Raw genomic sequence first — 14,136 nt, forward strand, 5'->3', positions numbered from 1 at the left:
GCGGGGCGGCGTCAGCCGTCCTCGCGGACCATCTCGATCATGGCCTGCATCTGCTCGGCGTCGATCAGGCCGGGCGCCCGGTTCTCGCCGATGACGAAGCTCGGCGTACCGGTAAAGCCGAGCGATTGGGCCAGCGCCATCGACATGTCGATATGCGACTGCACCTCCGGCGCCTCCATGTCGGTGCGCAGCTTGTCGGTGTCGAGCCCGACCTCTTCCGCGATCCGCATCACCGAGGTCTCGTCGAGGCGGCCTTCCGCGCCCAGCATCGCCTCGTGAAGCTCGGCGTACTTGTCCTGCTCGCGCGCGGCCAGCGCGGCGCGTGAGGCGAAGACCGAGCCTTCGCCTAGGATCGGCCATTCGCGGTAGACGATCCGGACGTCGCCGTCGTTCTCGATCAGCGACGCGACCTCGCTCGCCGCCCGGCGGCAATAGGGACAGTTGTAGTCGAAGAACTCTACCACGGTGACGTCGCCCTCGGGGTTGCCCAGGACCGGCGCGTTCGGGTCCTGCTCCAGCGCGTCGCGGTTCTCGCCCATCGCCGCCTGCGCCTGCGCCTCGGCGGCCTCGGCCTCGCGCGCCTGCAGGATGGTGACGGCGTCCATGACGATCTGCGGGTTCTCGAGGATGGCTTCGAGGACGAGCTCCTTCACCCGCTCCTCCGTCAACTCCTGCGCCGGCACGGGCAGGGTGCCGAGGAGCGTCGTGGCGGTCAGGGCGGCGAGAAGACGGGTCATGGCGGTTCCTGCGATGGATGCGGCGGCAGGGTGGCCCGCACGCCCGCGCAAGGCAAGCGTCTTCGGTCACGTTCCCGTCAGCGCGAAGGCGGGGTCTGTCGCGCCGGAGGCGGGTCGCGTAGATCCGTGCGCGATGCTGCGGTCCCTCGTCTTCCTGATCCTCGCGGGCTTGGTCTGCCTCGCCGCCCCGCTGCGCGCGGCGCAATCGGACGTCGCGCGGGGCAATGCCGTCACCGCGCGGCTCCTGACGGCGCAGGATGGCGTGGGCGAAGGCATGGCCAGGGTCCAGGCGGGGCTCGACCTCACGCTCGATCCGGGCTGGCACAGCTACTGGCGCTCCCCGGGGGAGGTGGGCCTGCCGCCCGCGATCTCCTGGGAGGGGTCGGAGAACGTCGCCGACGTGGCGCTGGCCTATCCTGCGCCCGAGCGCTTCGAAGCGTTCGAGATCCAGAACTTCGGCTATTCGGAGCACGTCCTGCATCCGTTGACGGTGACGCTCGCGGAACCGGGCGCCCCGGCGCGGCTGGACCTGCGGCTGGACCTGCTGGTCTGCGCCGCGATCTGCGTGCCCGAGACGCTGACGCTCGCGCTCGACCTGCCCGCGGGCGGCGGGCTCGACGCCGTCTCGGCCGACCTGCTCGCGGACTGGACCGCGCGTGTGCCCGGATCGGGGGCGGAGGCCGGGATCGCGGTCGAGCGCGCGCATCTGGACGACACGGCTCTGACGGTATCCGCCATTGCGACGGAGCCCTTCGCCAACCCCGACCTGTTCCCCGAGCACGGCGCCTACGCCGCGTTCGGGGCGCCGGAGATCACGCTCTCCGACGGCGGCCGGCGGCTCTGGGCGCGCTTCCCGGTGGCCGGCACGGGGGAGGGCACGCCGATGCTGACACTGGTCGACGGCGACCGGGCCGCGACCGTTTCGTTGACGCTCTCCGACACGCCGCCCGCGCCGGAGGGGAGCGCCGTCGGCGACGGTCTCTGGCGGGTGTTGCTCGTGGCGATGCTGGGCGGGCTGATCCTGAACGCGATGCCCTGCGTCCTGCCGGTCCTGTCGATCAAGCTGGCCGCGGCGTTGCAGGCGCGGGACCGGGCGCCGGCGCGGGTGCGGGCCGGGTTCCTCGCCGCTGCCGCCGGGGTGCTGACCTTCTTCGGCGCGTTGGCGGTGGCGGTGATCGGCCTGCGGAGCGCGGGCTACGCCGTGGGCTGGGGCGTGCAGTTCCAGAACCCCGCCTTCCTCGCGCTGATGATCGGGCTGATCACGCTCTTCGCAGCGAACATGCTGGGCCTCTTCGAGGTCCGGCTCGGTCAGGACACGCTGACCGGGATGGCGCGGACGGAGGCGCGCGGCGGCTGGGGCGGGGACTTCGCCACTGGGGCCTTCGCCGCCGTGATGGCCACGCCGTGCTCGGCGCCGTTCATCGGCACGGCGGTGACCTACGCGCTGACCGGCGGGGCGGCGCGGACGCTCGCCGTGTTCCTCGCCATGGGGACGGGCCTCGCGCTGCCCTATCTGGCGGTCGCGGCATGGCCCGCGCTGATCCGGCGACTGCCCCGACCGGGGCGGTGGATGCGGCAGGTGCAGATGGCGCTGGGCGGGCTGCTCCTGCTGACGGCGCTCTGGCTTCTGACCGTGCTGGCCGGCGCGGCGGGGCTCCGGATGGCGCTCGTCGTGGGCGGGCTGGCGGCGGTGATGCTCGCCGCGCTCGCGCTCGGCACTCGGGCGTGGCAGGCAGGCGGGGTGGGACTGGCCGCGCTGGTCCTCGCCGGGGCGAGCCTGCCGCCGGCGCAGGCGGACCGCGCCGTCGAGGCCGGGTGGGAGCCCTTCGCCGAAGCCCGAATCGCGGAGGAGGTGGCGCGGGGCAATACCGTCTTCGTCGACGTGACCGCCGATTGGTGCCTGACCTGCAAGGCCAACAAGAGCCTCGTGCTCACCCGCGACACGGTGGCCGAGGCCCTCTCCGAAACCGTGGCGCTGCAGGCGGACTGGACCCGCCCCGACGACGCGATCGCCGCATACCTGAAGGCCAACGATCGTTTCGGCATCCCGTTCGACGCGGTCTACGGGCCCGGCGCGCCGGACGGCCTCCTGCTGCCGGAGCTCCTGACCGAGGCGGCGGTGCTCGACGCGATCAGCCGTGCGGGAGCTCGACCGGGCGCACCCGGCTAAGCCAGTCGTCTACCAGAGCCGTCTCGTGCTCGGTCAAGGTCTGCGCGCGCGGGTAGACGGGGGTGGCGCGATCGTTGCGGATCGGCGCCTCCCACCCGTCGGTCGTCTCGAAGAAGCGCGCGACGCCGGCCTCGCCGAATTCGGTCAGGTAGCCCTGCACGACGACGTCGAGGTAGCTGAGCAGGATCGGCAGCTCCGCCTCCGGCTCGGGATGCAGGCCATCGGGGATGTGGTAGATCGACGGCCCTTCCGGCAGTGCCTGCCGCAGATACCCCGTCTCCCGCGCGTCGAGCGCCTTCCAGTCGCCGCCCGGCACCTCCGCCGACAGACCGTCGATCTCGCTCTCCGGGTCGGGCACGGCGGTCAGGAACGGCGCGTGGTGGAACGCCGTGTGCCGCCAGGCGCGCCGCCAGCCGCGCACGGTCGTGCGCCGGCCGCCCGGATAGAGATGGGTGCGGCGATTGACGAGCGATCCGTAGCCGAAGAAGCGGTGCATCTTTTCCCCTTGCGTGAGTTGTGCCGCGCCACCTATCAGGGTTTCGCGCGACCCGGGAGACACTGCCCCAGGCAGGGCCGAAGGAGCAACCGCCCCGGTAAACTCTCAGGCGAACGGACCGGCCGCGCGACGAACGACTCTGGAGAGAGGCCCCGCGCGGGTCCGCCGAAGGGATAGCGATCTCAGGCGCACGGGACAGAGGGGGCATCGGAGCGCGGGCGCAGGTCCGAAGGAGATGCCATGGACGATCCAATTCCCCTGCCGCTCGACGGCCTGCACGCCGAACTCGGCGGCCGGATGGTGCCTTTCGCGGGCTATTCGATGCCGGTCCAGTACCCCGCCGGCGTGATGGCCGAGCACCTGCATACACGGGCGAAGGCCGGGTTGTTCGACGTGAGCCACATGGGCCAGGTCGTCGTCCGCGGCGACGGGGCGGCGGCGGCGCTGGAGACGCTCGTGCCGGTCGACGTGGCGGGGCTCGCCGAGGGGCGGCAGCGCTACGGGGTCCTGACCTTCCCCGATGGCGGTGTGGCCGACGACCTGATGGTGGCCAACCGGGGCGATCACCTGCTGCTCGTCGTCAACGGCGCGATGAAGCATCTCGACCTCGAGATCCTTCGAAAGGGCCTGCCGGACCACTCGGTCGAGATGCTGGAGGACCGCGCGCTGCTGGCGCTGCAGGGCCCCTCGGCGGAGGGGGCGCTGGCGGCGCTGGTGCCGGGCGCCGCCGGGATGCGGTTCATGGACGTCGCCACCTTCGACTGGGAGGGCGCGACGCTCTGGATCAGCCGGTCGGGCTATACCGGCGAGGACGGGTTCGAGATCAGCGTGCCGGTCGAACGGATCGACGCCTTCGCCCGCGCGCTGCTCGCGCAGGAGGGGGTCATGCCCATCGGCCTCGGAGCACGCGATTCGCTCAGGCTCGAGGCGGGGATGCCGCTCTACGGGCAGGACCTGACCGCCGGGATCACGCCGGTCGAGGCCGGGCTCGGCTGGGCCATCCAGAAGGTCCGGCGCGCCGGCGGCGACCGGGCGGGCGGGTTCCCCGGCGCGGATCGCATCCTGGCCGAGCTCGCCGAAGGCCCGCGGCGCATCCGCGTCGGCCTGCGCCCCGAGGGCCGCGCGCCGATGCGGGCAGGCGTGATGCTCTACGAAAGCGTGGAGGCGACGGCGCCCTGCGGCACCGTGACCTCGGGTGGGTTTGGCCCCACGGTGGGCGCACCCGTCGCGATGGGCTACGTCCCCATTGGCACGGCGGTCGGGTCCGTTCTTTATGGTGATCTGCGCGGTCGACGGCTGCCCGTCACGATTGCCGAACTGCCCTTTTACCAGCCGCGCTATCGGCGCTGAGAGAGGATACGATGAAATATACCGAAGAACATGAATGGCTCGAGGATTCGGACGGTGTCGTCACCGTCGGCATCACCGGACACGCCGCGACGCAGCTTGGCGACGTGGTGTTCGTGGAGCTGCCCGAGGTCGGCCGCACGATCACCAAGGGCGAGGAGATCGTGGTGATCGAGAGCGTCAAGGCCGCCTCCGACATCCTTGCCCCGCTCGACGGCGAGATCGTCGAGGTGAACGCGGCGCTGGCCGACAATCCCGGACTCGTGAACGAGGATGCCGAGGCCGCGTGGTTCTTCCGGATGACGACCACCACGCCGGAGGAGATGAACGACATGATGGACGAGGACGGCTACGCCGAGTTCGTGGCCGACTGACCGCCGGCATCCTCGTGAGACTTTCGGCAGGGTGACGGTCGCGGCGCGGCCGTCACGCTCGCCCCGACCCGGGGCCGAGCCTGCCGATCCCCGACCGCGCCGCAGACCGAGGATCGTTTCATGCCCCTGACCGATTACGACACCTACGACTTCGCCAACCGCCGCCATATCGGCCCCTCCCCGGACGAGATGGCGGAGATGCTGGAGGTCATCGGCTGCGACAGCCTCGACGCGCTGATCGACGAGACGGTGCCCAGGTCCATCCGGCAGGCCGAGCCGCTGCCCTGGCCGCAGATGACCGAACACGCGATCCTGTCGCGGATGCGCGATCTGGCGGCAAAGAACCGGGTGACGACGGCGATGATCGGGCAGGGCTATTCCGACACGGTCACGCCGCCGGCGATCCAGCGCAACATCCTCGAGAACCCGGCCTGGTACACGGCCTACACGCCCTACCAGCCGGAGATCGCGCAGGGCCGGCTCGAGGCGCTCCTGAATTTCCAGACGATGGTCTCCGACCTGACCGGCCTGCCGGTGGCCAACGCCTCGCTCCTCGACGAGGCCACCGCCTGCGCGGAGGCGATGGTGATGGCGCAGCGTGCGGCGAAATCGAAGGCGGCGCGATTCTTCGTCCACGCGCGCTGCCATCCGCAGAACATCGCGGTCATGCGCACCCGGGCGGAGCCGCTCGGCATCGAGCTCGTGGTGGGCGAGGTCGAGGACCTCGATCCGGAGGCCGTGTTCGGCGCGATCTTCCAGTATCCCGACACGCTGGGCGGCCTGCGAGACCTGACGCCCCAGATGCAGGCGCTGCACGACGCGAAGGCCATCGGCATCGTCGCGACCGACCTGCTGGCGCTCTGCCTCCTGAAGGAGCCGGGCGGGATGGGGGCCGATATCGCCGTCGGCTCCGCGCAGCGCTTCGGCGTGCCGCTGGGCTACGGCGGCCCGCACGCGGCCTTCTTCGCCTGCGCCGACGCGCTCAAGCGCACGATGCCGGGCCGCATCGTCGGCGTCTCCGTCGACAGCCACGGCAACAAGGCCTACCGCCTCGCGCTGCAAACCCGGGAGCAGCATATCCGGCGCGAGAAGGCGACCTCCAACGTCTGCACCGCGCAGGCGCTGCTGGCCGTCATGGCAAGCTTCTATGCCGTCTTCCACGGCCCGAAGGGGCTTCACCACATCGCCACGCATGTCCATGCCCACGCGGTCGCGTTGCGCGACACGCTGTCGGGGGCCGGGTTCGACGTGGCGGAGGGGCCGGTCTTCGATACGCTCACTGTGCATGTCGGCGCGATGCGGGGGGTGATCTGGAACGCCGCGCGGGCGGAGGGTGTCACGCTCGGCCGCGTGGGTCAGGACCGCCTGCGCATCGCCTGCGACGAGCTGACCGACGGGGACGTGCTGACCCGCGTGCTGCGCGCCTTCGGGATCGAGGCGCAGGTCGCGGCCACGCGCACCGACATTCCGGCCGAGCTCAAGCGGCGGTCGGACTACCTGACCCACCCGATCTTCCACATGAACCGCGCCGAGGCGGAGATGATGCGCTACATGCGCCGTCTCGCGGATCGCGACCTCGCGCTCGACCGGGCGATGATCCCGCTCGGCTCCTGCACGATGAAGCTCAACGCTGCGGTCGAGATGATGCCGGTGACGTTCTCCGAATTCGGCCGCATCCATCCCTTCGCACCGACGGAGGACACGGTGGGCTACGCCGAGATGATCGCGGAGCTGTCGGCCCGGCTCTGCACGATCACCGGATACGACGCGATGTCGATGCAGCCCAATTCCGGCGCGCAGGGCGAATATGCGGGGCTGCTGACCATCGCCGCCTATCACAGGGCGCGCGGCGACGACCGGCGCATCTGCCTCATCCCGACCTCCGCGCACGGCACCAACCCGGCCTCGGCGCAGATGGCGGGGATGAAAGTCGTGGTCGTCAAGGCGGCGGAGAACGGCGACATCGACCTCGACGACTTCCGCGCCAAGGCGGAGGCGGCGGGCGACGACCTCGCCGCCTGCATGATCACCTATCCCTCCACCCACGGGGTCTTCGAGGACAGCGTGCGTGAGGTCTGCGAGATCACGCACAGGCACGGGGGGCAGGTCTATCTCGACGGAGCGAACCTCAACGCGATGGTCGGCCTCGCCAAGCCCGGCGAGATCGGCGCCGACGTGAGCCACCTGAACCTGCACAAGACCTTCTGCATCCCGCATGGCGGCGGCGGCCCGGGCATGGGGCCGATCGGGGTGCGCGCGCACCTGGCGCCGCATCTGCCGGGCCATCCGGAGACGGGGGGCACGATGCCCGTCTCGGCCGCGCCCTACGGCTCCGCCTCGATCCTGCCGATCAGCTATGCCTACGTGATGATGATGGGCGGGGCGGGGCTGACGCAGGCCACGAAGGTCGCGATCCTGTCCGCGAACTACATCGCCGCCCGGCTCGCCGGGGCCTACGACGTGCTCTACAAGGGCCGGCGGGGCCGGGTGGCGCATGAATGCATCCTCGACACGCGGCCGTTCGACCGCGCGGCCAAGGTCACCGTGGACGACGTGGCCAAGCGGCTCATCGACAACGGCTTCCACGCGCCCACGATGTCCTGGCCCGTGGCCGGCACGCTGATGGTGGAGCCCACCGAGAGCGAGCCGAAGCCCGAGCTCGACCGTTTCGTCGACGCGATGCTGGCCATCCGCGAGGAGGTGGCCGCGATCGAGCGCGGCGAGATCGACCCGGCGAACAACCCCCTCAAGAACGCGCCGCACACGATGGAGGATCTGGTCCGCGACTGGGACCGGCCCTATTCGCGCGAGGCCGCCTGCTTCCCGCCGGGCGCGTTCCGGGTCGACAAGTACTGGCCCCCGGTGAACCGCGTCGACAACGTCGCGGGCGACCGCAACCTGGTCTGCACCTGCCCGCCGGTGGAGGACTACCTCGAGGCGGCGGAATAGAAGGCGCGGGGACGCTTGACGGCGCTCCCGACCCCGGCCATATGGGGCGCCGTTGGGGTCGTAGCTCAGTTGGTAGAGCGCGTCGTTCGCAATGACGAGGTCAGGGGTTCGATTCCCCTCGGCTCCACCATCTTCCTTGACGTTCAGCTGACGCATTGACGTTGCACAGCCAATGCAGCACGCTCGTGCCGCATTGCAGCGTGAGGACGCCATGGCCACCGTCATCACCTTCGCCCAGCAGAAGGGCGGGTCCGGCAAGACGACGCTGACCGCGAACGTCGCTGCCGAACTGGCCGCGCGGGGGCGGAGCGTCGCGCTGCTCGACAGCGATCCGCAGGGCTCGCTCGGGCGCTGGTTCATGACCCGCTACGACCGCGAGGACGGCGTCCGGGGCGACCTGACCTTCTCGACGTCCTCGGCCTGGGGGATCGGTTACGAGGCCGGCAAGTACCGCGATAGCCACGACTTCGTACTGATCGACACGCCGCCCAAGATCGACGGCGACCTGCGGCCCGCGTTGAAGGCCTCGGACATGATCGTCGTCCCCGTCACGGCGAGCCAGGTCGATCTTTGGGCGACCGAAGGCGTGCTGGAACTCGCGGCGCGGGAGGGAAAGTTGCCTTTCGTCGTGATGAACCGGGCACGGGCGGGCACGAACCTCACGGCCTCGATCCGCGCGGCCCTGTCGAAGCTGGAGGCCGACGCGGCGGAGAGCGTCATCGCCAACCGCGTGGCCTATGCCGAGGCGATGGGCGCGGGGCAGGGGGTCTGCGAATACCCGGGCGCGAAGGTCGCGGCGGCGGAAGTGTCGGCGCTGGTCGACGAGATCCTCGCCCGGCTCGAGCGCTAGCGCCAGAGCCTTGCCCGCCCGGCCAGCATACGCTGGGCCGCTGCCAGCGCGCGGTTGATCCGCCCGGGAAGGGGGATCGGTCCGTGTGCCAGCCGGTGCACCGCGACTTCCGGCGGACAGGCCGTCCCGGTGAGGGGATCGAAGTAGCGGGGGTAGGCGATCAGGGTGGCGTGGACGAGGGCGTCGAGCGATAGCCGCGCGCGCCGGCGGGGCGGTATCCGCCCGAGGTCGCGGGTCAGTCCCCAGCCCGCATAGAACGGCGCGCCGAGCGTGACGACAGGCACGTCCCGAAGCAGCGCCTCGAACCCGGTGAGCGAGGTCATCGTCCAGACCTCGTCCGCCGCCGCGATGAGCGCCACCGGATCGGCCCGGACGGCGACGAGATCGGCCTCCGATGCGTCGATGGCTCCGTCGCGTAGCCCGACCTCCACATCGGGATGCGGCTTGTAGACGAGGAATGCGTCGGGATTGGCGCGCCGGGCGGCGGCGAGGAGCGCGGCGTTGTCGGCCACTCCGGACGTGCCGAAGCGGATGGAGGCGTCGTCGGCGACCTGACCGGGCACGAGGATCACGCGCCGGTCGGGCAGGGCCGGGACCGCCGCGCCGAGATTGTATTTCGACAGGCCGAGCGCGACGATGCGTCGGCGCAGGTCCCGCGCGCGGGTCAGGGCCTCGGGCGGCAACGTCGCGGCCTGCGTGATGGCGGTCTCGAGATCCGAGGGCCGGGACGGGTCGTAATACAGGCCCCGGCCATCGAGCACGAGGGACAGGGGCGGGACCAGATCGGCGCCGAGGCCGCGGGAGCGCAGGAATCCGTCCTCGATCCGCGTCGCCTTCGCAGGCGCCTGGGCCATTCCCCAGACGAGAGGCCGGCGGGCGGGATCGGCGCGATACGTCACCCGACCCGAGAGGAACCGGCGAACCGGCGCGCGCTTCCACAGATGCAAGCCCGGTGCGGACCAGCCTTCGCGATCCTCCCGCCAGGCGCGGGCGCGGGCCTCGAGGATGCGGATCACGTCGATCGCGTCGCAAAGACAGTCGCGGTGCGGGTCGTACCAGCGCGGATAGAGCAGCATCGCGCAGGCGAAGAGCTGTGTCCGCGTCAGCTGGCGCTGCCGCCGATCGACCGGCCGCCGCGCGTCGTCGAGGCTCCAGCCGGACCAGAACGGCTGCCCGAAGGTGACGGGACGGTGCCCGTGCAGGATGGCCTCGAACCCGAGCTGGCTGCTCACCGTGTAGATCCGTGTCGCCCCCGTAAAGAGCGTCGCGGGGGGAAGGCGGCGCGTCTCCAGCGTTGTGCCGTGAACGGCGTCGGCCTCCGTGTAGTGGCCGGACCCGGCGGGGTGTGTCTTGACGACGACGCGGGCGCCCGGGTTCTCCGCACGCGCGACCCGAAGCATCTCGTGGAACGTGTCGGCTGTTGCGCCGCCGAACGCGATCGACGCATCGCCATGCGTTTGATCGACCACGAGCACGTAGCCCGGATCCGGCGGGGCCGGATCGTTCCGCGTGGCGGCGTACTTGGTGACGCCCGCGGCGACCATCTCCGCCATCGCGGCGCGGGCGCGGGCCATGAGGTCGCCGTCGTCGAAGGGATCCGTGGCGAGCAGCGTCTCGAGATCGGAGGGTCGGCTCGCGTCGAAATGCGCCGCCCGTCGGTCGATGACGAGCCCCAGTGGGCCATCCGCGCGTCCGCCGGTCCGACCGGGATGCAGGGAGCGGAGGAACGCGTCCTCGAAGCGCAGGACCGGCGCGCCCCGTCCCGCGGCCACCGCCTCGGCCCGCCGGGAGGTGCGCGCATGGCCCCAGACCGCGACCCATTCGCCGGTCCGCGGCAGGCCGGGCCGCAGGTCGATGCCGGAGAGTTCCGCGATGCGGCGGATGCGGGGCGACAGGAAGCCGCCGGTGACGTAGCGTGCGACGATCCGGCCGGGGGCCGGACCCTCCGGCGCGCCGGTCACGTCAGTTGCCGACGGCCCCGGCCGTGTTCGCCGCGCGGGTCAGCTGGCCCAGCGAACCGAAGATCGCCGCGATGGACCGGTTCCAGCCGACGATCCCCGCCTCGGTCACGTAGATCGTGTCGCCGTCGCGGATCACGAAGTCGCGGGCGTCGAACATGCCCGTGGCTGCGGTCAGGTCGAGGACGTAGACCATCCGCTGCGTGCCGATCAGGTCGTCGCGGCCGAGCACCGCGCGGGCGATCGGCTCGGGCTCGTTACGCAGCACGAAGACGCCGGTCGGATTGGCGCGCAACGGGTCGAGCCCGCCGACCTGCGCCAGCGCCTCCACGGCGGAAAGCACCTCGGTCTCGAATTCGAGCCGCCTCTGCCCGCCGGTCGCGCCGAGCACGGTATAGGCCCGCGGATCGGCCTCGATGAAGATCGTGTCGCCGTCGCGCAGCGCAATGTCGGCGCCCGGATCGCGGTAGAGGTCGGCGAGATAGGCCGTCTCGGTCCGCCCGTCGCGGGTCACGCTGACCCGCGCGATGTCCGGATCGACGGCGACGCCGCCGGCCGCGGCGATCATCGCGGTCAGCGTGCGGGTCGGACGTTCGATGGGATAGACGCCCTGTCCGGCCGCGCCGCCGACGATGCTGACCGTGGCCCCGTCGCCCGCGACGCGCTGCACCACGACCTGCGGATCGGGCGTCTGTTCCGCCAGACGCGTCGTGATGATGCGGCGCAGGGCCTCGGGCGTGTTGCCGGCGGCGCGCAGCCGGCCGGCATAGGGAACGAAGATCATGCCGGAGCTGTCGACCTGAACCTCGTTGATCGCCGAGGCGCCGGTGCCGCCCAGCAGCCCGTCCTCGACGTTCTCGTAAATGACGAGGCCGAGCGTGTCGCCCGGACGGATCGTGTCGGTGCCGATGGGCGGGGCGGTCCGGAACGCCGCGCTGAAGCCGAGGGCCGGCGTGACGGCGGTTGCGGCGATCACGCGGGGCGTGACGCCGACGACGAAGGCATCCCCTTCGCGCAACACGGAGCCTGCGTAGATTTCGCGCTTGCTCGGACCCGAGCGCGGGATCGCACCGCAGCCGCTCACGAGGACGAGGATCAATGTGAGAGCGACCGCTTTCGCCCCGCTCGATGCCGATCTGCTCACGTGCCTGCCTCGCTGTCCGCTCGACCCCGGTTCAGGGCGTTGGCCCCCCGGTTTTTCCGGTGTTCGGCCGGCGCCACGTTGTCTCACCCGGACACCAATTTCAAGTTCTGTCGCGGCGCGGGGCGACCTGTTGCCAATTCGTCATAGGGGTCGAGCTCGGAGAGCATCATGTCGACCACCTGCCGCAGGAGCTGCCGCCGCCCGCGCGCGGAATAGAAGCCGCCGGCGATCTGGCTCGTTTCCAGCAGGTAGCGTCGGTAGGCGCGATAGGCGCGGCTGTTGGGGCGATGCGGGTCGGCGAAGAAATCGGCGACGCTCTGGCGGCTCAGGAATTCGGGCTTGTCGTAGACCGACCGTCCGAGCGCGAGGACCGGCAAGCCCCGCCAGAGCGCCTGCTGCGCGGCAGTGGAGTTCACCGTGACGGCCGAGCGCGCCTCGTTGAGGAGACCGGCGAGCTTGCCGCCGCGGAGGTAATGGACGCGGCCGGTTAGCCCGTGCCCGGCGGTGAGCGCGCGGATCGTGTCCCGGACCGGCGCGCGGTCGTCCTCGAGCGGGTGGGCCTTCAGGACGAGGTGATGATGCGCGGGGGCGCCGCGGGCGAAGCCTTCGACGACGGTGTCGAGGAACTCCGTCATCGACGCGAAGGGCGAATGGGCGCGGAAGCTCGCGTCGTGCGCGAGCTGCAGCAGGCCCAGATGATAGGGAAACCCCCCTCGGGTCACGCGACGCGTCGCGAGGCGTCGCTCGATCGAGGCCCAGGGCATGGTCAGGAGCCGGGCGAGATGGAGCCGGAACTCGCGCCCGACGCCGATCTGGCGGTGCGACCGGTAGGCCCGGTAGCGGTGCGGGCCGGCCAGGATCGCCCCGTGGTAGAGCATGCCGTAGAAGACGTGATGGCGCATGTCGCCCCAGCGGGCGGGCGCGTCGGGCAGGTCGGGGTCGAGCGGGGCGATCGCGGCCTGCATCTCGGGCACCGCGATCTCCATCAGGCGGGAATTGCCATTGGCGCCGCCGCGCTCGTAGCTGACCCACCAGGGACGGAGGTAGCCCTCCTCAAAGACGTGAACGCGCAGGCCCCGGATGCGGGCGAGGCGGATCGCTTCGGCATGGATGGGTCGGGTGTCGCCGTAGAGGACGAGGTCGGTGATGCCCTCGCGGTCCATGATCCCGGCGCAGGCGGCGGGCCAATCGGCCAAAGGCGCGTCGAAGGGCAGGTAGCTCGCCCGGTCGAACCAGAAGGCGGCGTCGCCCGCGTTGAAGCCGACGCGTTTCGTGTCGCATCCGGCGGCTGTGAGAAGCCGGCCTAGATGCTGGAAGAAGGGTCCGTGTGGACCCTGAAGGAACAGGAACCGGCGCGAAGGAGTCATCGGTGCAGCTATTCACCTGACGAAGCGTAAAGGAAGAGGGGTCGGCGCGTGGCCCGGCCCTTGCGGCAGGGATGCCACGGGTCTAGCACGGGCCGATCATTGCGGAGGGTTCTCCATGTTCACGGGCATCGTCACCGATATCGGCACCGTCCGCGCGCTCGACCGGCGCGGCGACCTGCGCGTGCGGCTCGGCACCGCCTACGACACGGACGGGCTCGACCTCGGCGCGAGCGTGGCCTGCGACGGGTGCTGCCTCACGGTGGTGGATCGCGGGACCGACGCGACCGGCGGCTGGTTCGACGTCGATGTGAGCGCGGAGAGCCTGTCGAAAACGGCGCTGGGGACTTGGGAGACCGGCAGCCGGGTCAATCTGGAGCGGCCGTTGCGCGTGGGCGACGAGCTCGGCGGGCACATCGTGTCGGGCCATGTCGACGGCAAGGCGCGGATCGTCTCGATCACGCCGGAGGGCGAGTCGAAGCGCTTCGTCTTCGAGGCCCCGGCGGCGCTCGCGCGCTTCATCGCGCCGAAGGGCTCGGTCGCGCTCAACGGCACCTCGCTCACCGTGAACGAGGTCGAGGGCGCGCGGTTCGGGGTCAACATGATCCCGCATACCCAGACCGCGACGACTTGGGGAACGTCGAAGGTCGGCGACCTCGTGAACCTCGAGATCGACACGCTCGCCCGCTACGTCGCCCGGCTTGCGGAGTTGGCGGCCTAGGGCGGCCGGGTTCAAGTATTTTGGCC

General features: G+C 71.0%; 11 protein-coding genes, 1 tRNA gene and 1 riboswitch. Of the genes, 7 read left to right on the plus strand and 5 right to left on the minus strand.

The window, feature by feature from the left end:
• Window positions 1-11: 11 nt before the first annotated feature.
• Entirely contained in the window at window positions 12-737 is a 726-nt protein-coding gene (locus Q1A87_RS04130) for a DsbA family protein (protein WP_299647351.1), read from the minus strand.
• Between Q1A87_RS04130 and Q1A87_RS04135 the strand changes: the two genes are divergently transcribed.
• A complete protein-coding gene (locus tag Q1A87_RS04135) occupies window positions 736-2,907 on the plus strand; it encodes a protein-disulfide reductase DsbD domain-containing protein (RefSeq protein WP_299647353.1) in 2,172 nt (723 codons plus the stop codon). The genes Q1A87_RS04130 and Q1A87_RS04135 overlap by 2 nt on opposite strands.
• Here Q1A87_RS04135 and Q1A87_RS04140 read toward each other — a convergent pair.
• On the minus strand, window positions 2,870-3,403 hold the full coding sequence (locus tag Q1A87_RS04140) for a gamma-glutamylcyclotransferase family protein (RefSeq protein WP_299647355.1): 534 nt from the start codon (window positions 3,401-3,403) through the stop codon (window positions 2,870-2,872). The two genes, Q1A87_RS04135 and Q1A87_RS04140, sit on opposite strands and share 38 nt — an antisense overlap.
• 43 nt (window positions 3,404-3,446) lie before the next feature.
• Window positions 3,447-3,533, plus strand: a riboswitch (glycine riboswitch).
• A gap of 110 nt (window positions 3,534-3,643) precedes the next feature.
• Here Q1A87_RS04140 and gcvT point away from each other — a divergent pair.
• The 5 genes from gcvT (at window position 3,644) to parA (ending at window position 8,923) form a co-directional block, all read left to right on the plus strand.
• Complete coding sequence (gene gcvT, locus Q1A87_RS04145) at window positions 3,644-4,753, plus strand: glycine cleavage system aminomethyltransferase GcvT (protein ID WP_299647357.1); 1,110 nt, start codon at window positions 3,644-3,646, stop codon at window positions 4,751-4,753.
• 11 nt (window positions 4,754-4,764) lie between these two features.
• A complete protein-coding gene (gene gcvH, locus Q1A87_RS04150) occupies window positions 4,765-5,124 on the plus strand; it encodes a glycine cleavage system protein GcvH (RefSeq protein ID WP_299647359.1) in 360 nt (119 codons plus the stop codon).
• A gap of 120 nt (window positions 5,125-5,244) precedes the next feature.
• A complete protein-coding gene (gene gcvP / locus Q1A87_RS04155) occupies window positions 5,245-8,073 on the plus strand; it encodes an aminomethyl-transferring glycine dehydrogenase (protein ID WP_299647361.1) in 2,829 nt (942 codons plus the stop codon).
• A 54-nt stretch (window positions 8,074-8,127) separates the two neighbouring features.
• Window positions 8,128-8,203, plus strand: a tRNA-Ala gene (locus Q1A87_RS04160).
• 81 nt (window positions 8,204-8,284) lie between these two features.
• Window positions 8,285-8,923: a ParA family partition ATPase gene (gene parA, locus Q1A87_RS04165; protein WP_299647363.1), complete on the plus strand. Its 639-nt coding sequence runs from the start codon at window positions 8,285-8,287 to the stop codon at window positions 8,921-8,923.
• Here the strand turns inward: parA and Q1A87_RS04170 are convergent.
• The 3 genes from Q1A87_RS04170 to Q1A87_RS04180 all read right to left on the minus strand — a co-directional run bounded on the left by Q1A87_RS04170 (window position 8,920) and on the right by Q1A87_RS04180 (window position 13,392).
• A complete protein-coding gene (locus Q1A87_RS04170) occupies window positions 8,920-10,884 on the minus strand; it encodes a capsular polysaccharide biosynthesis protein (protein WP_299647365.1) in 1,965 nt (654 codons plus the stop codon). The genes parA and Q1A87_RS04170 overlap by 4 nt on opposite strands.
• A gap of 1 nt (window position 10,885) precedes the next feature.
• On the minus strand, window positions 10,886-12,025 hold the full coding sequence (locus tag Q1A87_RS04175; protein WP_299647367.1) for a polysaccharide biosynthesis/export family protein: 1,140 nt from the start codon (window positions 12,023-12,025) through the stop codon (window positions 10,886-10,888).
• Between the two features lie 83 nt (window positions 12,026-12,108).
• Complete coding sequence (locus Q1A87_RS04180) at window positions 12,109-13,392, minus strand: capsular biosynthesis protein (protein ID WP_299647369.1); 1,284 nt, start codon at window positions 13,390-13,392, stop codon at window positions 12,109-12,111.
• A gap of 115 nt (window positions 13,393-13,507) precedes the next feature.
• Here Q1A87_RS04180 and Q1A87_RS04185 point away from each other — a divergent pair, with 115 nt between their 5' ends.
• Complete coding sequence (locus Q1A87_RS04185; protein WP_299647371.1) at window positions 13,508-14,110, plus strand: riboflavin synthase; 603 nt, start codon at window positions 13,508-13,510, stop codon at window positions 14,108-14,110.
• Window positions 14,111-14,136: the final 26 nt, after the last annotated feature.

This window comes from uncultured Jannaschia sp. (genome assembly GCF_947494055.1).
GTDB lineage: Bacteria > Pseudomonadota > Alphaproteobacteria > Rhodobacterales > Rhodobacteraceae > Jannaschia.